Origin of the sequence: Streptomyces sp. NPDC059080, assembly GCF_042739975.1 — a bacterium.
GTDB classification, from domain to species: Bacteria; Actinomycetota; Actinomycetes; order Streptomycetales; family Streptomycetaceae; genus Streptomyces; species Streptomyces benahoarensis.
Window position 1 is genome coordinate 272,997 of sequence record NZ_JBHYGX010000002.1, and the last position, 19,763, is coordinate 292,759.

At 73.6% G+C, this 19,763-nt stretch carries 14 protein-coding genes and 1 pseudogene; 4 read left to right on the forward strand and 11 right to left on the reverse strand.

The genetic code is table 11. The features are described 5' to 3' along the window. Genes ACFWWQ_RS02315 through ACFWWQ_RS02330 form a run of 4 tightly spaced genes read right to left on the reverse strand, consistent with a single transcriptional unit; the run spans nt 1 to nt 4,139 of the window. Nucleotides 1–573: a GNAT family N-acetyltransferase gene (locus ACFWWQ_RS02315; protein ID WP_384588720.1), complete on the reverse strand. Its 573-nt coding sequence runs from the start codon at nt 571–573 to the stop codon at nt 1–3. Further along, nucleotides 563–1,771, reverse strand: coding sequence for an alanine racemase (locus ACFWWQ_RS02320; protein WP_384588723.1), 1,209 nt, complete (start codon nt 1,769–1,771; stop codon nt 563–565). Before ACFWWQ_RS02320 ends, ACFWWQ_RS02315 begins: the two co-directional genes overlap by 11 nt. Beyond that, entirely contained in the window at nt 1,768–3,096 is a 1,329-nt protein-coding gene (locus ACFWWQ_RS02325) for a DUF6271 family protein (RefSeq protein ID WP_384588727.1), read from the reverse strand. Before ACFWWQ_RS02325 ends, ACFWWQ_RS02320 begins: the two co-directional genes overlap by 4 nt. Next, the gene (locus tag ACFWWQ_RS02330; protein WP_384588731.1) at nt 3,078–4,139 is read right to left on the reverse strand and encodes a phytanoyl-CoA dioxygenase family protein; all 1,062 of its coding nucleotides are present in this window, start codon (nt 4,137–4,139) and stop codon (nt 3,078–3,080) included. Before ACFWWQ_RS02330 ends, ACFWWQ_RS02325 begins: the two co-directional genes overlap by 19 nt. Nucleotides 4,140–4,640: 501 nt before the next feature. Here ACFWWQ_RS02330 and ACFWWQ_RS02335 point away from each other — a divergent pair. After that, nucleotides 4,641–6,152, forward strand: coding sequence for a glycoside hydrolase family 3 protein (locus ACFWWQ_RS02335; RefSeq protein WP_384588734.1), 1,512 nt, complete (start codon nt 4,641–4,643; stop codon nt 6,150–6,152). A gap of 287 nt (nt 6,153–6,439) precedes the next feature. Here ACFWWQ_RS02335 and ACFWWQ_RS02340 read toward each other — a convergent pair whose 3' ends face one another. From ACFWWQ_RS02340 to ACFWWQ_RS02350, 3 genes are all read right to left on the reverse strand, one after another. Continuing rightward, a complete protein-coding gene (locus ACFWWQ_RS02340) occupies nt 6,440–7,000 on the reverse strand; it encodes a TetR/AcrR family transcriptional regulator (RefSeq protein ID WP_143939639.1) in 561 nt (186 codons plus the stop codon). After that, nucleotides 6,997–8,544: an MFS transporter gene (locus ACFWWQ_RS02345; protein WP_384588738.1), complete on the reverse strand. Its 1,548-nt coding sequence runs from the start codon at nt 8,542–8,544 to the stop codon at nt 6,997–6,999. The genes ACFWWQ_RS02340 and ACFWWQ_RS02345 overlap by 4 nt, the downstream gene beginning before the upstream one ends. Nucleotides 8,545–8,677: 133 nt before the next feature. Next, nucleotides 8,678–9,550, reverse strand: coding sequence for a YceI family protein (locus ACFWWQ_RS02350; RefSeq protein WP_384588741.1), 873 nt, complete (start codon nt 9,548–9,550; stop codon nt 8,678–8,680). A gap of 406 nt (nt 9,551–9,956) precedes the next feature. Between ACFWWQ_RS02350 and ACFWWQ_RS02355 the strand changes: the two genes are divergently transcribed. Next, complete coding sequence (locus ACFWWQ_RS02355) at nt 9,957–13,175, forward strand: bifunctional cytochrome P450/NADPH--P450 reductase (protein WP_384588745.1); 3,219 nt, start codon at nt 9,957–9,959, stop codon at nt 13,173–13,175. A gap of 38 nt (nt 13,176–13,213) precedes the next feature. After that, nucleotides 13,214–14,260, forward strand: coding sequence for a zinc-binding dehydrogenase (locus ACFWWQ_RS02360; RefSeq protein WP_384588748.1), 1,047 nt, complete (start codon nt 13,214–13,216; stop codon nt 14,258–14,260). Nucleotides 14,261–14,548: 288 nt separating this feature from the next. Here ACFWWQ_RS02360 and ACFWWQ_RS02365 read toward each other — a convergent pair. From ACFWWQ_RS02365 to ACFWWQ_RS02375, 3 genes and pseudogenes are all read right to left on the reverse strand, one after another. After that, nucleotides 14,549–14,992 (reverse strand): annotated as a pseudogene (locus ACFWWQ_RS02365) (DedA family protein); the annotation flags it as partial. 495 nt (nt 14,993–15,487) lie between these two features. Beyond that, nucleotides 15,488–16,912: a sensor histidine kinase gene (locus ACFWWQ_RS02370; RefSeq protein ID WP_384588751.1), complete on the reverse strand. Its 1,425-nt coding sequence runs from the start codon at nt 16,910–16,912 to the stop codon at nt 15,488–15,490. Beyond that, the gene (locus ACFWWQ_RS02375; RefSeq protein WP_384588754.1) at nt 16,909–17,643 is read right to left on the reverse strand and encodes a response regulator transcription factor; all 735 of its coding nucleotides are present in this window, start codon (nt 17,641–17,643) and stop codon (nt 16,909–16,911) included. The genes ACFWWQ_RS02370 and ACFWWQ_RS02375 overlap by 4 nt, the downstream gene beginning before the upstream one ends. A gap of 372 nt (nt 17,644–18,015) precedes the next feature. Here ACFWWQ_RS02375 and ACFWWQ_RS02380 point away from each other — a divergent pair, with 372 nt between their 5' ends. Next, nucleotides 18,016–18,531, forward strand: coding sequence for a DUF2231 domain-containing protein (locus ACFWWQ_RS02380; protein WP_384588757.1), 516 nt, complete (start codon nt 18,016–18,018; stop codon nt 18,529–18,531). Nucleotides 18,532–18,621: 90 nt separating this feature from the next. Here the strand turns inward: ACFWWQ_RS02380 and ACFWWQ_RS02385 are convergent. Further along, nucleotides 18,622–19,763 (reverse strand): sensor histidine kinase (locus tag ACFWWQ_RS02385; RefSeq protein ID WP_384588760.1); only part of this gene is annotated, 1,142 nt, incomplete at its 5' end.

The following is a 19,763-nucleotide window of genomic DNA, read 5'->3' on the forward strand; positions in this document are numbered from 1 at the left end:
TCAGCTCACTTCGTGGGGCGCGGCGGGGCGGTGGCGTACGGGGCGCCGCACTCCGGTGGCGCGTCCGGCGCGCGCGGGCAGGGGGCGGACCATGCTGACGGCGTCCGGCCCGTAGTCGGGGCCGGGGGCGGCGGCCCGGTGGTCGGGGGCGAAGCCGCGGGCCGTCCAGAAGGGGTGGCTTCCGCCGACGGCGATCAGCGAGATCTGTTCGTAGCCGTGCGCGGTGGCGGTGGCCGTCAGGTGGTGCAGCAGCAGCCGGGCCAGGCCACGGCGGCGCTGCGGCGGGGCGATGGCGAGGTCGTGGAGGTGGAGGTTGCGGGAGACGAAGGGGCGTTGCTCGGCGCGGGTGAGCCGCGGGTGGGCGTGGGGTGGGTAGGGCAGGGCCAGCAGATAGCCCGCAAGCCGCTCGCCGCTCTCGGCGACGAAACAGGTCGCCGGGGAGACGCGGGCCCGGGACTGGAGGGCGGCGCGGCCCTCGGAGAGGCCGAGGGGGGCGTAGGTGGCCGCCTCCAGGGCGGTGAGGGCGTCCCAGTCGCCGTCGGCGAGCTGCCGTATCCGCAGGTCAGGACTCATCTGCCGGATCCCTTTCGGATGCGGTGGGGCCGTCGTCGGTGACGCAGCTGTACGGGAGCGGGGCGAAGCCGTTGAACTCGCGGGTCAGGTAGCTGAGGGCGTAGGCGCCGCTGGAGAGAATCCAGACGGGGTCGCCGGAGGCGGCGTCCGCGGGGACGGGGACGAGGTGGTCGGGCGAGAACGCGTCGTCGCTGTCGCAGGTCGGCCCGGCGACGACGGCGGGCACGGTGCGGCTGTCCGGCCGGGTGGGGAAGACCAGGCGGTACTGCACGGCGTCCATCTCGTAGAGGCCGTTGAACTTGCCGCAGCTGAGATAGAGCCAGGGGCGGGGCGTGCCGTCGGGGGCGCGGCGGGTGGCGAGGCGGCTGACGTGGGCGCGGATGGCACCGTGGTCGGCGACGAGGTGGCGGCCCGGTTCGATACGGAAGTCCAGCGGGTGACCGGCGTCGTCGGCGAGGCGCCGCATGCCCTCGCGGAGAACCGCGAGGATCTTGTCGAGCGGCGGGTCGAGGTCCCTGCCGTGCCGGTCGCGGTAGCCGAGGGCGGGCAGTCCGCCGCCGAGGTTGAGGTGGTCGAGGGTGATACCGCGCCGTCGCAGGGCGGCGAGGACGGTGCCGAGGCGGTCGAGGGCGGTGCGCCAGGCGTCGGCGGTCATCTGCTGCGACCCGACGTGGACGGAGAGCCCGGCGGGGGTCAGTCCGGCGTGCCGGGCGGATTCCAGGACGTGGACGGCGTCGTCGGCGGAGCAGCCGTTCTTGCCGGTGAGGCCCCAGAGGGCGCCGTCGCCGTCGGTGGCGAGGCGGCAGAAGACGCGGGCGCCGGGGGCGTGCGCGGCGAGGGCCGCGACGTCCTCGGTGCTGTCGGTGGCGAAGTCGGTGATGCCCAGCCGGTGGGCGTGGGCGAGGTCCCGGTCGGATTTGACGGTGTTGCCGTAGTGGATTCGGCCGGGCGGGACACCGGCGGCGAGGGCCTGGGTGATCTCGCGGGGGCTCGCCGCGTCGACGCCCGCGCCGCGCCGGGCGAGGTGGGCGAGGACCTCGTCGGCGGGGCACGCCTTCATGGCGAACCGGACGTGGATGCCCGGGAGTTCGCGCTTCAGCGCGTCGTAGCTCTCCTCGATGCCGGTGAGATCGAGGAGGAGGCGGTCGTCGTCGGTGGCGGCGAGGGCGGTACGCAGCCGGGCGCCGGGGCCGTTCATCGGCGCCCTCGGTCCGGGCGGTGGGCGGCGGGGTGCACGGCGGTCGCCGCGCTCGCCGCGACGAGGCGCTGCCATGCCTCGGTGAGCAGCGCGAAGTCCTCGATGTCGCGCCGGGCTTCGTCGAGCAAACGGGCGCGCTGTGTGGCGAGGCGGTCGGCGAAGTCCGCGTAGCGGCCGCCGAGACGGCGGTAGGAGCGGTCGAGGACGGTGAGCCGTCGCAGATTCTCCGCCGGGTCGAGGCGGGCGCTCTCCCGGGCGAAGAGGGCGATGTCGGCGGCGCGTACCCGGTCGTCGCCGTCGAGCAGCGCGGGCCCGGCGTGGGCCATCCGCTCGTAGAGGTGGTGGAGGTGGAGCATGGAGAGGAGGAATTTCACGAACCGGGTCTGATAGGCCAGGAATCCGGCGTCGGTGCGGCGCTCCCCGGTGTAGTAGTTGACGATATGGCGGTTGTGCAGCACGCCGGGGAGGGTGGCGCTGCGGGCGAGGTGGAAGAGGAAATAGTCGCTGCCGATGGTGTCGGTGGCCGGGGGCAGCGGGACGTCTTCCTGAATGCGGTGGAATCCGATGTTGCACATGTCGACGTGCAGGGGGTCGACGAGGGCAAGTGTCGAATGGTCGCCGGTGAAGGGATCGGTTCCGGCGCCGAGGAAAGAGACGTCCGCCAGTTCCCTTTTCTCTTCGGCGGACCAGTGTTCGGGGGCCCAGAGTCCGACGATGTCCCGGTAGACGTCGGGGTCGGCCGCGCGGATTTCCCCGATGTCGACGGAGAGTTCGCCGACGAAGGAGGCGCCGGCCATGACGACGGGTTTGCCGGCGTGGTGGGCGTCGAGGGAATTCTCGGTGACGGCGTCGGCGGCGTCGCGGGCGCGCTTTCCGAGGGAGAGCAGTTCATGGTGGATCGGGTAAACGGGTTCGCCGTGGTGGGTCTGATAGCGGCTGTCGGAGTCGCGGCGGTGGACGGAGCGGCAGCCGAGGGCGGCGGCGAGGAGGAAGGCTCGGTTGGTGCAGGCGCCGTAGGAGAGCCGGTCCGGGAGCATCAGGTCGAGCATCAGGTCGGGTTTGGGCAGCCCGGCGCCGTCGATGACGCGGCGCAGGAAGTCGCGTTGGGCGGCTTCGTCGAGGTGGTGGACGGTGACGTGCTCCCTCGCGGCGGCGTGGGCCGCGCGGGCGTGGCGGGCGCGGTCCGGGGCGGCGGCGGAGTCGAGGATCAGCAGATCGGCCTCGACGCCGAAGTGGTCGGCCGCGTAGGCGGCTTCCTCGCCGAGGGCGGTGAGGGTGGCGGTGCATTCCCGGTTGGTGGGAAGGGTCAGACAGATGCGGTCCATGCCCCGTCTCCGGTCGGCTGTGCGGTGGGATGTCCGTTCCAGGATTCGAGGCCCAGCAGTCTGGCGCCGAGCGGATGGAGCGCGGCCCGGCCGTAACGGAGGGATTCGTGCCGTACGGCGTCGCCGAGCAGCGTCGCGTTCCATTCCGGGGTACGGAGATGGCGCCAGGAAGCGATACGGGAGCGGCGCAATTCCTCGTGGGATTCGAGGGCCGGCATCATCGAGAGGTATTGCACCGCGCGGACGCCGTCGGCGGAGGTGTTCGGGGCGACGCCATGGGCGAGTGCGCCGTTCCAGATCAGCAGGTCACCGGCGCGCAGTTCGGGGCGGACAACGGGGATTTCGGCGGGGTCGATGCGGGGCCGGATGGGGTCGCGGTCCGGTGGCTGGAGGGCTTTCCATCGGTCGAAGTCGCGGAAGAGTTCCGGGGCGCACTGGAATCCGCCGGATGCGGGGTCGGTGTCGTTGAGGGCGATGATTCCCTGGACGCGCTGCGGCAGGATGCCGAGGGAGGTGTCGATGTCCCAGTGGAGCGTGATGTCGAATCCGCGGTCGGTGGCGGGGATCAGCGCACGGTCGCGGTTTTTGACATTGGGCGGGTTGAGGTTGAGGCGGTCCAGCGTCACCCAGAGCTCTTCGCAGTCCCAGACGTCGACGAACGCGTCGTAGACCCGCTGCGCCTGCCGGCTGTCCCAGAGGAGATGGTGGTGGTACGCCTCGACGAAGCCGTAGATGTGCAGTTCCCGGTCGAGGTCGGAGCGGTAGGGGCGGTCGCGGTACCAGGTGTCGGGTCGGGCGGGGTCGAGGCCCTGGAACTCCCAGGCGAAGGCGAGGAGTCCGGCCGCCGACGCGGCGGGGATCGCCTCTTTGACAACGACGTGACCGTAGGTCTGCCAGTGGGCGAAGTCCGCTTCGGACAGGACCCGCAGCGGGCGGGTCTTGGCGAGGTCGCGCAGCGGGGTGCGGGCCAGGTAGGTGTCGGCGTCCGCGCTGAAGTAGGGGACGCCGGAGGGTGCTCGGTGCAGGTGGTCGGGGACCGGCATATGTGCACTCCAAGGCTCGAAGGTCCGGTGGCCGGGGCCGTTTCCCGGGTACGCCGCAGCGGGCCCGGTGGGGCGGGCAGCGGATGCGGGAGGTTCCGGACGGGCGCGTCGGTGGCGGTGGGGCGCCGCGCGGCGCCCCGTACCGGGAGGAGGGCGGCCCTCCCCGGCAGCGGCGGCGGGTGTGCCGCGCTGCCCAGGGCGGGTCACAAACGCCCCTTGCTTCACTCGCGTCACACCAAAATGGACTAGACCACGACGCGTGTCAACAGTGGTCCGGTATTCAACGCAGCGTCAATCTCCACGCTTTTCAAGGCCGTTGGCATGCGGAGCGAGAGACGCGGGAGGCATGGCGGGGGGCGCGGCGGGCGGCGGACGGCGAGGCGGTAGCCGGCAGGTGCGGCGGGGGCCCCTTGACAGCGGTAATTGGTACAGGCCAATATCCATTGGCCTGTACCAATGAACACCGTGGCGATGTGTCGGCACTACCCGGAAGGCCGGTCGATGTCCTCCACCATGCACAGCAAGGAACTGCGGCGGCTCGCCCTCTCCGTCCTCCAGCCCGGGTTCACCGGCACCGTGGCGCCCCCGTGGATCCTGCGCGCCATCGGCGAGGGGCTCACTTCCGTGGTGCTGTTCGCCCGGAACATCACCGGCGTGGAGCAGGTGGCGCAGCTCGCGGCGCAACTACGCGCGGAGAACCCCGAGTTGATCATCGCCATCGACGAGGAGGCCGGTGACGTCACCCGCCTGGAGGCGGCGACCGGCGCCACCCGGCCGGGCAACTTCGCGCTCGGCGCCGTCGACGACACCGAGCTGACCGAGGCCGTCGCACGGGACCTGGGCCGTCAGCTGCACGCCGCCGGGGTGAGCCTGGACTACGCGCCCAGCGTCGACGTCAACTCCAACCCCGACAACCCCATCATCGGCGTCCGGTCGTTCGGCGTCGACGCCAAGGTCGTCTCCCGGCACGCCTCCTCCTGGGTCCGCGGGCTCCAGTCGGCCGGGGTCGCCGCGTGCGCCAAGCACTTCCCCGGCCACGGCGACGTCGCCGTCGACTCCCACCACGGGCTGCCCAGTTACGACGCCGCCGCCGACGAGATCGCGGCGCAGGCGCTGCCGCCGTTCCGCGCCGCTCTGGACGCGGGCGTCCGCGCGGTGATGAGCGGCCACCTCCTGGTCCCCGCCTACGACCGGGAACTGCCCGCCACCCTCAGCCGCCGCATCCTCGTCGATCTGCTCCGCGGGGAGCTGGGCTTCGACGGGCTGATCGTCACCGACGCCATCGAGATGGGCGCGGTCACCGGCCTCTACGGGATCGACGGCGCCGCGGTGCGGGCCGTCGCCGCGGGCGCCGACGCGCTCTGCGTCGGCGGGGAGAACGCCGGGGAGGACACCGCGGAACTCCTGGTCGGCGCGCTGATCGCCGCCGCCTCCGCGGGCACACTGCCGGAGGAGCGGCTGGCCGAGGCGGCGGACCGGGTCGGCGAGTTCGCCCGCTGGTCGGCCGGGCTGCGCCGCTCGGTGCCCGCCGACCCGGTCCGCCGCGACATCGGTTTCGTCGCCGCGCGGCGCGCCCTGCGGGTCAGTGGCGCGGGCGACGGTGTCCTGCCGCTGGCCGCACCGGCGCATGTGGTGGAGCTGGTGCCGTCCACCAACCTCGCGGTCGGCGACGAGACACCGTGGGGCGTCGGCGCGCCGCTGCGCGAGCGGCTGCCCGGCACCACGTCCGTGCGGATCCCCCGTCAGGAGGTGACCGGCCGCCCGGGCGTGCTGGAGGAGCAGGCGCTGGCCCCGGCCACGGGGCGCCCGCTGGTCGTGGTGGTGCGCGACGCCGCGCGGCACGGCTGGATGGCCGATGCGCTCGCCACTCTCGTCACGGCGCGGCCCGACGCGGTCGTGGTGGAGATGGGGCTGCCCGGGCCGGACGTGCCCGGGGCGGTCCGGCTGTTCACGTACGGTGCGACGGCCGCCTCCGGCGTCGCCGCGGCGGAGGTCCTGGCCGGTCCCCGCTGACCCGGCGTCCGGCCGGAGCGCGGCCGGTCCCGGGCTCCCGAACCGCGGGACGCGACCTGGCCGGGCGCGGCCCGGCGGGGGTACGGGGCGGTGGCGCGTCCGCCGCCCCGTACCGCACGGCAGGCGCCGTCAGCCGGCCGGTTGCGGACGTCGGCAGCGGTGTGCCCGCGCGGGGGACGACGACCGGTGCCCCGTCGCCCGGGGCCCGCAGGATGTCGGCGTCCAGCCCATACACCTCCCCGCGGGGACCGGGGCCGCGGCGCGTCCGCGTACCGGGCCGCGCGCTCCTACTCGCCGCCCCGCAGCGTCTCCTGGAGCAGCGCCGCCAGATCGTCCGACGCCACCTCGCCCAACTCCTCGAAGGCGCCGGAGCTGCGGCCCAGCACGATGCCGATGACCGCGGCGACCACGATCTCGGCGCGCAGCCGGGGCTGCGCCCGGCCCTCCGCCACGAACCGGCGGTGCAGCGGCTCGACGAGCCGGTCGTGCAGCGCGGCACGGGCCGCCGCGTCCGCCTCCGGGTCGCTCAGCGGCTGGACGCCGACCTGGAGGATGGGGACGAGGCCCCGGCGGGCGGCACCTTCGAGGACCTGGCGCAGCCGGTCCGGCGCGAGGAGGTCGCTGACCGGAGCGTCGCCCCGTTCGGCCTCGACCGCGGCGAGGTAGAGCTGTGTCTTGCCACCGAAGTACCGGGCGATGAGCGCCGGGTCCACGCCCGCGCGGCGGCCGATGTCACGGGTCGTGGTGCGGTCGAAGCCGCGCTCCGAGAAGAGTTCGCTCGCCGCGCGCAGCAGCGCCTCGCGGCTGCGCGCGGAATCCCTGCGGCGCGCCTCCTGAGTGCCGGTCACCGCCGTGCCTCCACATCCTCCCGCCCCGCGGGCTCACCCTCCGTCACCGCCACTTTATGCGTCGCGGCGACCGGCGCCGCCCCCAGGGAGCCGGATGCCGTCCGCCCGGACCGGACGCGCACCAGCAGATAGCCGACGAGCGCGGTGACCACCCAGACCCCGCACCCGGCGAGCCCGGCCACCCGGTAGCCGCTCTCGGCGGGCAGCCCGCCGGTCCCGGGGTGGGCCGCGAGCACCGCCGCGGTGAATGCGCTGCCGGAGGAGTAACCGATGTACTTCACCACCTGGTTGAAGCTCAACGCGCTGCTGGTCTCGTGCGCCGGAACCGCCCCCACGATGAGGGCGGGCATCACGGACACGGTGACCCCGGCGCCCAGCCCGATGAGCCCCATGGCGACGAACGCCTCCCACAACCCGCCCCGCACACAGGTGAACAACGCCGTCCCGCCCAGGCAGATCAGACAGCCCAGCGGCAGCATCCGGCCCGGCGGGACGGAGCGGGAGGCCAGCCGCACCAACCGCCCGGAGACCATGCTGGCCACCGAGAACGGCGTGAGGATCAGCCCGGCGATCACCACCGAGGCGCCGAACCCGTACCCCGCGGACCGCGGCGTCTGCACGTACTGCGGCACCATCGACAGCATCACGTACATCCCGACGCCGGAGAGCACCGCGGTGAGGTCGGCGGCGAGTACCTGCCGGTCGCGGACGAGGCGGATGTCGACGAGCGGGTGCGGGGTGCGCAGCTCGTGCACCACCCACCAGGCGAGCAGCGCCACGGATGCCCCGGCCAGCCCGATCAGGCGCGGCGAGGTCCAGCCCCAGCGGCCGCCCGCGGTGGTGGTCAGGAGCAGCCCGGCCATGCCCGCGGCCAGCAGCAGCGCCCCGGTGATGTCCAGCGGATGCTGCGCCCTGCGCGGCGACGGCGGAAGGACGACGACGAGGGCCGCCAGCGCCAGCGCCGAGGCGAGGGCGGCGAACCAGAATCCGGCGTGGAGGCCCAGATACCGGGCGAGGAAGCCGGTGAGCGGGTAGCCGAGGCCCACCCCGGCGGCGGCGGTCAGGGAGAGGGTCGCCACCGTGTGCCGGGCCCGCTCGGGCGGCAGCGCGTCACGGGCGGTGGCCATGGTCAGCGGGGTGAGGGCGATGCCGACGCCTTGCAGCGCCCGCCCGGCCAGCAGCCCGGTGAAGCCCGTCGGCAGCGCCGCCAGCAGGCTGCCGGAGAGCGTCAGCACCAGCCCGCCGAGGATCACCCGGCGCCGGTGCGGCCCGTCCCCCAGCCGCCCCATCAACGGCGTGACGACCGCGCCCACCAGCATCGTCACCGTCAGGGACCACTGGGCCAGCTCCAGCGAGACATGGTCGACCCGCGCGATGGTCGGGATCAGCGGCGCGCCCAGGCTGCTGATGATCGCCACCAGCATCCCGACCGACACCAGCACGGGCACCAGCGCCCGCTCCTGCCACGGGGACCTTGTTCGGGCGGGCTCCACGGCCAGTTCCTCCTGTTTCGGCGACGCCGCGATGTCAGCGACTGATGTCATCGTACGATGACATGTGTGATTCCGGCCGCCACCGGCCTCGGGAGTGAGGCAGGACACGGACCGGGACGACGCGGAAAAGGGCGGCGGCGCACGGTGGGCAACCGTGCGCCTCCGCCCTCGCGTCCGCGGGCCGCTACTCGGGCCGGATCGCCTGGATGTCCAGCTCCACGCGGATCGTCGCGCCGATCGCGGCGATGCCCTTGGCCAGCATCTTGCGCCAGTCGAGGGTGAAGTCCTCACGGTGCAGCTCGGTGACGGCCTGGCAGGCGGTGCGGGTCTCGCCCGCGATGCCCGTACCGATCCCGAGGTAGCGGGTGTCGAGCTGCACCGTGCGACTGACGCCGTGCAGATGCAGCACGCCCTGCACCGCCCAGCGGCCGCCGCCCTTGTGCACGAACCGCTCCCCTGTGAATTGCAGATACGGGAACCGCGCCACGTCCAGGAACTCCGCCGACCGCAGATGCTCGTCCCGCATCCGCACCCCGGTGTCGATGCTCGCCGCCTCGATGGCCACCTCGACCCGCGAGTCCGCCATCCGTTCGCCGATCCACAGTCCGCCCTCGAAGCGGTTGAACCGGCCGTGGATCTCGGCGAGCCCGATGTGCCGGGCGGTGAAGCGGATGGCGCTGTGGTCGGGGTCGATCCGCCACTGCCCGGCGGCGGGCAGCGGCAGCGCCGGGGCGGGCTCCAGGGCGATCGGGCGCGGCGCGGTCCGTTCGCCCGCCACCACCTCGGCCTCGCACCGCACCGGGCGGAAGCCGTCGGACGTCACCACGAGCCGGTACGTACCGGGCCGCAGCGTCACCGTCAGCCGCCCGTTGGGGTCGGTCCGCCCCTGCGTCACCTCCTGGGCGCCGAGGTTGCGGACCGAGACCGTCACGCCCGCCATCGGCAGTCCGACGGGATCGTCCACCCGCAGATCCAACGCGCCCGCCCCACCGGGAAGGGGCGAGGCAGGGCGGTGCGGCATTCGGTCACGCAGACGGTGGAGGAAGGCGAGCGGCATGGCAGGACGGGCCTATCGGGTGTGCGCTCCGGCAGGGGGACGGGAGCGGAAAACGGGAAGGGAAGCACAAATAGCGCGGATTCCCTTCTCTTCCGCTTCTATCCTGTCATTGACGCCCTGGCGAAACGGTACCGACCTGTCACGAGCCCCCCAAAGGTGACCTTTCTCGCACCTCGCCTCCACCGGGATCCCACCGCCCCGTTCCACCGTCCCGGACGCCCGCCCACTCCGCCGCGTGCCACATCCCGGGCACTTCCGCAACCCCCGTGCACACCGGGGCACTACACGATCGTGCAGGGCACTGGCGGGCCGCGCCCCGCCCAACGGCGAGGCTGGAGACGACCGCTGGAACCGATCCCCGCGGGTCGTTCCGGTCTCCCTGCTTCACGGAAGGCGGTTCGCCTCAATGTCCGCGACTGTGCTCCCACCGCACCCCGACGACCTCGGCGGCATCCCCGTCGTCGACATCTCCCACACCCCGGCCCGCACCCCTCTGCTGCGGACCATGGCCCTGGCCCGGCAGCACGGTCCGGCCTTCGTCCAGCGGCAGCACGGCCGGGACACCCTGTTCGTCAGCAGCCTGGACCTGGTCACCGAGCTGTCCGACGAGCGGCGCTTCGGCAAGGCGATCGGACCGGCGCTGGAGAACGTCCGGGAGTTCACCCATGACGGACTGTTCACCGCGTACAACGACGAGCCCAACTGGACCAAGGCGCACGACATCCTGATGCCCGCCTTCGCGCTCGGCTCGATGCGGACCTACCACCCGGTCATGCTGCGGGTCGCCCGCCGGCTGATCGGCGCCTGGGACCGCCGGTGCGCGGACGGCGCCCCCGTCGACGTACCCGACGACATGACCCGGATGACGCTGGACACCATCGGACTCACCGGATTCGGCTTCGACTTCGGGTCCTTCGACCGGGACGAGCCGCACCCCTTCGTCGAGGCGCTGGTGCGCTGTCTGCACTGGGCGATGACGAAGCTCAGCCGCGACCCGGAGCTCGACCACACCCGCACCGACGCGGCGTTCCGCGCCGACGCGGCCTATCTGGCGTCGGTGGTGGACGAGGTCATCGCGGCGCGCACCGCCCCGGGCGCACCGGCACCCGACGGCAAGGATCTGCTGGGGCTGATGCTCGGCGTCACCCACCCCTCGGACGGCACCAGCCTCGACCTGGCCAACATCCGCGACCAGGTCATCACCTTCCTCATCGCCGGGCACGAAACCACCTCGGGCACCCTGTCCTTCGCGCTGTACAACCTGCTCAAGCACCCGTCCGCGCTGCGGCTGGTGCAGCGCGAGGTGGACGAGCTGTGGGGCGACGTGCCCGACCCGGAGCCGACGTTCGAGGACATCGGCCGCCTGCACCACACCCGCCAGGTCCTCAACGAGACGCTGCGGATGTACCCGCCCGCCCCCAGCTTCGCCCGGCAGGCGCTCACCGACACCGAGGTGGGCGGCGTACCGCTGCGGGCCGGGCAGTGGGCGACGGTGCTGACGCCGATGCTGCACCGGGACCCGGTCTGGGGCGACAACCCCGAGCTGTTCGACCCCTCGCGCTTCTCCCCCGAGGCGGAGGCGGCCCGCTCCCCGCACGCCTTCAAACCGTTCGGCACCGGCGAACGCGCCTGCATCGGGCGGCAGTTCGCGCTGCACGAGGCCACCATGCTGCTCGCCATGCTGGTCCACCGTTACCGGCTGCTCGACCACGCCGACTACACGATGGACCTCAAGCAGGCGCTCACCATCAAGCCGGAGGGCTTCACCCTCGGCCTCGCCCCGCGCACCCCGGCCGACCGCGCCGCGCACCGCGCCACGCTGCCCACCGGCGCCGTGCGCGAGAAGGACGCCCCGGCCGACGGCGGCACCCTGCCCACCCGGGTACGGCAGGACACCGGAGTGCTGCTGCTGCACGGCTCCAACTACGGGACCTGCCGCGACTTCGCCGCCCGGCTGGCCGACGCCGCCACCGACACCGGCTGTGCCACGGCGATCGCCCCGCTCGACGCCCACACCGGCGCCCTGCCCACCGACCGGCCCGTCGTCATCGTCGCCGCCTCGTACAACGGCCGCCCCACGGACGACGCCGCGGAGTTCGTCCGCTGGCTGGAGACCGCCGGGCCCGACGCCGCCGACGGTGTCACCTACGCCGTCCTCGGCGTCGGCGACCGCAACTGGTCCGCCACCTACCAGCGCGTCCCCACCCTCATCGACGACCGGCTGGCCGCTCTCGGCGGCACCCGGCTGCTGGAGCGCGCGGAGGCGGACGCCTCGGGCGACCTGAACGGCGCGGTCACCGCGTTCACCGGCGCCCTGCGCACCGCCCTGCTCGGCGCGTACGGCGATCCGGCCACCGCCGGCGCCTCCCCCGCCGCCGCGCCGGAGGGCCCCGCCTACACCGTCACCGAGGTCACCGGCGGTCCGCTGGACGCGCTGGCCGCCCGGCACGGCATGGTCCCGATGACGGTCACCGAGACCGGCAGCCTCACCCACCCCGACCACCCGCGCGCCAAGCGCCACGTCCGCCTCGCGCTGCCCGACGGGCAGACGTACCGCACCGCGGACCATCTGACGGTGCTCCCGGCCAACGACCCGGAGCTGGTCGAGCGGGCCGTCCGGGTCCTGCGGGTGAACCCGGACGCCGTGCTGCGGATCACCGCCCACCGCCCGCGCCGCGACGGCCTCGCGATCGACCGGCCGGTCACCGTACGCCAACTCCTCACCCGCCACGTCGAGTTGCAGGACCGCCCGACCGCCGGGCAGCTGACCGTCCTCGCCGGGCTCAACCCCTGCCCGCCCGAGCGGAAGGCCCTGGAGGCGCTGGCGGAGGACGCCGAGGCGCGCGCCGCCGACCACCGCGGGCTGCTGGACGTCATCGAGGACAGCCCGGCGCTGGCGGCGGAGCTGACCTGGCCGGTGCTGCTGGAACTGCTGGAGCCGATCCGGCCGCGCCACTACTCCGTCTCGTCCTCGCCCACCGGCGACCCGCACCACGTCGACCTGATGGTCTCGCTGCTCCAGGCGCCCGCCCGCTCGGGCCGGGGCACCTACCGCGGCACCGGCTCGGGGTATCTGCACACCGTGCGCCCCGGCGACACCGTGTACGCCCGGATCCAGCCGTGCCGGGAGGTCTTCCGGATCCGGCACGACGCGGACACCCCGCTGATCATGATCGCGGCCGGTACCGGCCTGGCCCCCTTCCGTGGCGCCGTCGCCGACCGGCTCGCCCTCGCCGCGGACGGCACCGCACTCGCCCCGGCGCTCTGCTACTTCGGCTGCGACGCCCCCGACGCCGACTACCTGCACTCCCGGGAACTGCGCGCCGCCGAACTGGCCGGTGCGGTCCGGATGCGCCCGGCCTTCAGCGCCGCACCGGTCGACGGCCGGCGCTTCGTCCAGCACCGGATCGCCGCCGAAGCCGACGACGTATGGAAGCTGCTCGACGCCGGAGCCGCGGTCTACGTCTGCGGCGACGGCGCCCGCATGGCCCCGGGCGTACGCGACGCCTTCCGCGCCCTCTACCTCACCCACACCCCCGGCGCGGACGCCGCCGAAGCCGCCGCCTGGCTCGACACACTGGTCGCCGACGGCCGGTACGTCGAAGACGTCTACGCGGCCGCCTGAGCCGTTCCTCCCACCACAGAAACCCGGAGGTTCCCGCCGTGAACACCATGCTCGCCGGACGTCTGCACCTCCCCAGCACCACGTTCCGCGTCGAAGAGGTCCCCGTCCCCGAACCCGGTCCGGGAGAGGTACTGATCGAGGTCAAGGCCGCCGGGGTGTGCCTCTCCGACGTGCACCTCATCGACGGCAGCCTGAAGCCGTTCGTCCCCGTCGGGACGGTCACCCTCGGCCACGAGGTCGCCGGGGTGATCCACACCCTGGGCCCCGGCCTCCTCGGCGACTGGGCCCCGGGGATGCGGGTGGCGCTCCAGGCGGGCCAGAGCTGCGGCCGGTGCACGAACTGCGCCATGCGCCGCGCCCCGTGCCTGAGCCCGCACACCCGCGGCGTCGACTACGACGGCGGCTGGGCCCGGTACACCCTCGCCCGCGAGGACACCCTCGCCCCGATCCCCGACCACCTCCCCTTCGACCAGGCGGCGATCATCCCCGACGCCGTCTCCACCCCGTACGCCGCCCTCGTGGACACCGGCGCGGTCCGCCCCGCGCAGGCCGTGGGCGTCTGGGGCGCGGGCGGCCTGGGCGTCCACGGCATCCGCCTCGCCCGGCTCGCCGGAGCCGCCCCGGTCATCGCCGTCGACCCGCTGCCCGGCGCCCGCGACCGCGCCCTCGCCTTCGGCGCCGACCTCGCCCTGGACCCGGCCGACCCCGACTTCGCCGCGGCCGTACGGCGCGCCACCGGTGGCCGCGGCCTGGACGCCGCCTTCGACTTCGCCGGGGTCCCGGCGATCCGCGACCAGGCGGCAGTGGTCCTGCGTCGCGGCGGCATCATGGTCCTCGCCGGCCTCACCCCGCACCCGCTCACCGTCACCGACGGCACCCGCTTCAGCTGGAACTGCAACCAGATCCGCGGCCACTACGGTTCCTCGCCCGAACACGTCGACCAACTGATCCGGCTGACCGCCATGGGGCGCCTCGATCTGGGGCCGTCGATCACCGATCACCTTCCGCTGGCTGATGCGGCGGAGGCGGTTCGCCGCTTGGAGCAGAAGGTCGGCGATCCGATTCGGTTGATTTTGGTGCCGTAGGTGTTGATTTTGGTGCCGTAGGTCGGGACAGGCCGGGGGCCTTGGATTCCCGGGGCCTGCGGCCCGGCGGTGCGGCGCCCACGCCGTTCCTGGGGCCTGCGGCCCGGCGATGCAGCGCGGCGTCCGCGCCCTACCGCAACCCCTCAGGCTTCGTCGGCCGCGCCGGCCCCCCCGGCCCCCCCCCCCCTGCAGCCCCCCGGCACCCCCCCCCCCACCACCCCCACCCCCCGGGCGGCCCCCGCCGCCCCCCCCCCGCGACCGCGCCCTCGCCTTCGGCGCCGTCCTCGCCCTGGACCCGGCCGACCCGGCGTTCCTGCGCCGGTACACCGCCACGCCACACACCACGACGAGCAGGGCGGCGACCACGGCCACCCCGAGCGCCGTCCGCTCGGCGAACAGCCGCGCCAGCAGCTCCAGCGCACCGATCCCGACCGTCGCGTAGACCAGCGCCCAGCACGCCCCGCCCACGAACAGCGCGGGCAGATAACGCGGCAGGGGCATACGCATGCTCCCCGCGAGAAAGTTGGCGGCCGTCTGGAATCCGACGGTCAGGAAGGAGACCGCCACCACCGGCGCGCCCCACCGCTGGATCGCCCGCTCCGCCCGCACGAACGTGGCCGAGGACATGCGCTCCGCGAGCCGACCGCGCCGCACCCCGGCACCGGCCAGCCACCCGACGGCAAAGGTCCCTCCGGCCCGCAGCAGAACGATGACGTACAGCCCGGCGGCCATGAGCACGACCTTCTCCACGACGCTCCGCCCTCACCGCCGGCCGCGTCCCGCCGGGGCGGCACCGGCTACCGGCCCCGACGCGGCACACCACCACACCCGGGCTTCCCGATACGACCCTGACCAGGGCCATCCGACACCGCCAGGGTAAGCGAACAGCCGTACCCGGGCCGCACCCCGTCGGCCACGCCCCACCGCGCCCGCCCAGCACCATGAATCGCCGCATCCGGAAGGCTTCAGCAAACCTTGAAGGTGGCGTGAGCGTTGCTTGACCCTGTCTTGAAAAGGTCCTTCCTTGGCCTCCCTAGGATGACGCGCCCGACCGCCGCCAGGCGCCGTGGCTCGGCGAGCTGTTGGCGGGGCGGCGGGGGTGAGGGAGAGGTTCGTCATGGCGCCCTTGCCTGCGAGGAAGCGTCACACGTAGCCCTGTCAGCTGTCCCCGCACACGGTGGTTGTTCGCGGTCTTGATCCATCGGTGCGCCGGCAGACCGGACGGTGTCAGTTCGGGAGTGTGAGGCGGAAGGTGGTGTGTCCGGGGCCGCTGGTGACGGTGGCGGTTCCGCCGTGGGCGGTGGCGACGGCGTGGACGATGGCGAGGCCCAGACCGGTGCTGCCGGTGGTGCGGGAGCGGGCGTGGTCGGCGCGGACGAAGCGGCCGAAGACCTCGGGCCGGACCTCTTCGGGAATGCCGGGACCGGTGTCGCTCACCTGCACGGCGACGCCGTTCGGCTCGGTGATGAGGGCGATGGTCACGTCGGTGCCGGGCGGGGTGTGGGTGCGGGCGTTGGCGAGGAGGTTGCCGATGGCCTGCTGGAGGCGGTGGGCGTCGCCGGTCACGGTGACGGGTTCCTCGGGAAGGTCGAGGAACCAGTGGTGGCCGGGCCCTGCGGCGCGGGCGTCGTCCGTCGCGTTCAGGATCAGCAGGGTCAGGTCGACCGGCTCGTGTTCGAGGGGGCGCCCGGCGTCCAGGCGGGCGAGGAGCAGCAGGTCGTCGACGAGGCGGGTCATGCGCTGCGACTCGCCGTCGATGCGCTCCAGGGCGTGGCGGACGTCGGCGGGGACGGGGCCGCGGTGGCGTAGGGCGAGTTCGGCGTGGCCGCGGATGTTGGCGACGGGGGTGCGCAGTTCGTGGCTGGCGTCGGCGGCGAAGTGCCGCAGGCGTTCCTCGCCGGCCTGGCGGCGGGTGAGGGCGTCCTCGACGTGGCCGAGCATGTGGTTGAGGGCCGTGCTGACCTGGCCGACCTCGGTGCGGGGGTCGGTGTCGGGCAGCGGTCCGGGCATGGCGATCTCACCGCTGGCGAGTGGCAGTCCGGCCACTTCCGCAGCGCGGGTGGTGACGTTCCGGAGGGGCCGCAGGGAGATCCGTACCCACTGGGCCCCGGCGATGCCGGTGGCCACGATGGCGACGCCGAACAGGATGGCTTCGACTGCTTCGAGGCGTTCCACGGTCTCTTCCACCGGGTGCAGGGGCAGGCCGGTGATCAGGATGTCCTGGTCGTCGCCTCGGACGGCGGTGACGCGGTAGGACCCCAGGGCGGAGAGGCGGATGCTGTGTCCGCGTCCGTCGGCGTGGACTTCCGCCAGGGCGCGGCGGTCCCCGGGGGTGAGGGGGAGGGCGTGGTCGGTGGCGTCGTGGACGACGGCCGCCTGGGTGAGGGTGCCGTTCAGGAGGCGGGCGCCGAAGGTGGCATCGGCCTGGCCCCGGGTGTCGGGGCGGTTGTCGGCGTCGGGCGCGGCCTCGTGTTCCAGGCTGGCGGCGAACCGGCCGCGGGAGGCGATGAGCTGTTCGTCCAGGCGCCCCATGAGGAAGTCGCGCAGCGCGAGGGCGGTGACGATGCCGACGACGAGGCAGGCGAGGGCGAGCAGCGTGACGAGCCCGGCCGTGAGCTGGCCGCGCAGGGTGCGGGGCAGCAGGCGTCTCACGGTGCTTCCGGCTTGAGGACGTAGCCGACCCCACGCACCGTGTGGATCATCGGGGTGCGTCCGGCGTCGATCTTCTTGCGGAGATAGCTGATGTAGAGCTCGACGATGTGGGAGCGGCCGCCGAAGTCGTAGGCCCAGACACGGTCGAGGATCTGGGCCTTGGACAGCACCCGGCGCGGATTGCGCATGAGGAAGCGCAGAAGTTCGAACTCGGTGCGGGACAGATCGATGCGGGCCTCACCGCGTCTGACCTCTCTGGCCTCCTCGTCCATGGTGAGGTCCCCGACGGTGAGCCGGTTCGTTCCCGGATCGGCGGTCATACCGGCCCGTCGGAGGAGTCCGCGGAGCCGGGCGAGGACTTCTTCCAGGCTGTAGGGCTTGGTGACGTAATCGTCACCGCCTGCGGTGATGCCGGCGATGCGGTCCTCGACCGCGTCGCGGGCGGTCAGGAAGAGCACGCACACGCGCGGTTCCTCGCGTCGCAGGGCCCGCAGGACCTCCAGCCCGTTCAGGTCGGGCAGCATCCGGTCCAGGACCACCGCGTCGGGGCGGAAGTCACGGGCGGTGGCGAGCGCCGTCGCGCCGTCCGCGGCGGTGCGGACCTGCCAGCCCTCGCCGGTCATCACTCCGGCCAGGACGTCGGTGACGTCGGGCTCGTCGTCGACGACGAGGATCCGTACGGGTTCTCCGTCAGGGCGGTGCAGGGGCGATGGGGTACGCGGCTCGTCCATGGTTCCTTCAGCATGCCCCGGCGCAGGCCACGGCGGGGCGAGGCATGCCTCTGAGTTTCCTCTGAATCGGCGCTGAGAACGGCCCGCAGCTCCGTTTCAGAAGGTTCACAGAGGTGGGGCTGTGAGGCTGAGCCACCCGTCGCCGGAGCGCGCCCGCCGAGAGGAGCCCCATGGCCACCACGTTCACCACCACCCCGGATGCGAGCCGGGGGGTCCGCACGCGAGTCGTGGGGTGCGCCACCGGCGCCCGCACCGCTCGGCCGGGCCCCGCCTCATGCTGACCGGCGCGACCGCGGCTTCGCCAACAAGGGCGCCGCAGCGGCCCTGCGCGTCTCCTGCCCGGCCTCGAACACCCACCCCGAAGGAGCCCCCGTGGGACTCGACCTGATCAACGGCATCCCCGCACACATCCTGCTCGTGCATGTCGTCGTGGTCCTGGTACCCCTCACCGCCCTCGCGCTGATCCTCTGTGCCGTCCTCCCCTCGGTCATGCGCCGGTTCGGACTCGCGCTGCCGGTCCTCGCGCTGGTGTCCCTGATCAGCGTGCCGCTGACGACGCAGGCCGGCGAGTGGCTGGAGCGACACGTGGACCGCGACCCCCTGGTCCGCGCGCACACCGCACTCGGTGACGAACTGCTCCCCTGGGCCCTCGCGCTCTTCCTGGTGTCGACGGCGGTGTGGTGGTCCTACCGCCGCGCCACCCGCCACGCCGCCGACTCGGTGGGATCCACGAGCGCGGTGGCCCTCCCCCTGCGCCTCACCGCCGCGGTGCTGTCCGTCGTCATCGGAGTCGGCGCGGGCGTACAGGTCTACCGAATCGGCGACTCCGGCGCCAAAGCCGCCTGGCACGACGGCTACTCCGCCACCGCCCACTCCGATCGCGGCTGACGGGCACCGACCGCGGTGACGGGCCGCCCGCTGCGGCGGCGGTCCGGACGGCACCGTGGTCCGTCCGGGCCGCCGCCGGGCCCGTCGCCGTCAGCGGTCGGCGCCCGCCTCCGGCAGCAGCGGGAGGGTGAGCCGGAAGACGGAGCCCGCGCCCGGCGTGCTGTGTGCCGTGACGGCGCCGCCGTGGGCCTCCGCGAGTTTGCGCACGATCGACAGGCCCAGGCCGCTGCCGCCGGTCTGCCTGCTGCGGGACTTCTCGGCACGCCAGAAACGCTCGAAGACGTGCGGGAGTTCGTCCGGCGCGATGCCCGCTCCCGTGTCCGCCACGTCGATCCGTACGGAGTCCTCCCTCACCTGTGCACGCAGGGTCACCGTGCCGCCGCGTGGTGTGTGCCGGATCGCGTTGGAGAGCAGATTGCCGGTCATCTGCCGCAGCCGGACCGGGTCCGCGTCCACGAGCGCCGCCTCGTCGGCGGTGACGGTGAGCCGCACCCCGCTCGCCTCCGCGTCGGCACGGTGCGCGTGCGCGGTCTGTGCCAGCACGTCCGCGACCGGCACCGGCACCTTCGACAACCGCAGCTCGCCCGCGTCGGCCGCCGACAGATCACGCAGGTCGTCGATGATGTGCTGGAGCAGCAGGGCCTCCTCCAGCACGGAGGCCAGCAGCTCCCCGTCGTTGTCGACGACGCCGTCCTCCGCCGCCTCCAGCCAGCCCCGGATGTTGCTCAGCGGCGTGCGCAGCTCGTGCGCCACGTCGCTGACCATCGCCTTGCGGAGCCGCTCCAGTTCCGCGCGCCGTCCGGCCATCGTGTTGAAGGCGACCGACAGCCGGCCGATCTCGTCGCCGCCGACCACCCGCACCTGGGCGGACTCGTCGCCGTCCGTCAGCCGCTGCACCGCAGCGGTCAGCGCGCGCAGCGGACGCACCAGCCGGATGCCCGCCAGGACGGTGGCCACGACGGTCACCAGCAGCACCAGCGCCGCGCCCCCGGCGATCCGCGCCTTGTTGGCCGGGGACAGCGCGAAGAAGGTGGTCGCGGTGCGGGCCGGAGCGGAGACGTAGAGCTGCGCGGCGGGCGCCACGTACGGCGCGAGCTGTTCCGCGCGCCCGGTGGCGAGACATGAGGAGACCAGGGGTTCACCGGACCAGCGGCCGGTGGCCACCGGCCGCCCCGGGTGGGGGAGGGGGATGGTCGCGGGGGGCGCGCCGCGCCCCGCGCGGGGGGGGGTGA

Coding starts and splice junctions, on each gene's coding strand:
- ACFWWQ_RS02315 (WP_384588720.1), bottom strand. CDS start 573: ATGAGTCCTGACCTGCGGATACGGCAGCTCGCCGACGGCGACTGGGAC.
- ACFWWQ_RS02320 (WP_384588723.1), bottom strand. CDS start 1,771: ATGAACGGCCCCGGCGCCCGGCTGCGTACCGCCCTCGCCGCCACCGAC.
- ACFWWQ_RS02325 (WP_384588727.1), bottom strand. CDS start 3,096: ATGGACCGCATCTGTCTGACCCTTCCCACCAACCGGGAATGCACCGCC.
- ACFWWQ_RS02330 (WP_384588731.1), bottom strand. CDS start 4,139: ATGCCGGTCCCCGACCACCTGCACCGAGCACCCTCCGGCGTCCCCTAC.
- ACFWWQ_RS02335 (WP_384588734.1), top strand. CDS start 4,641: ATGTCCTCCACCATGCACAGCAAGGAACTGCGGCGGCTCGCCCTCTCC.
- ACFWWQ_RS02345 (WP_384588738.1), bottom strand. CDS start 8,544: ATGACATCAGTCGCTGACATCGCGGCGTCGCCGAAACAGGAGGAACTG.
- ACFWWQ_RS02350 (WP_384588741.1), bottom strand. CDS start 9,550: ATGCCGCTCGCCTTCCTCCACCGTCTGCGTGACCGAATGCCGCACCGC.
- ACFWWQ_RS02355 (WP_384588745.1), top strand. CDS start 9,957: ATGTCCGCGACTGTGCTCCCACCGCACCCCGACGACCTCGGCGGCATC.
- ACFWWQ_RS02375 (WP_384588754.1), bottom strand. CDS start 17,643: ATGGACGAGCCGCGTACCCCATCGCCCCTGCACCGCCCTGACGGAGAA.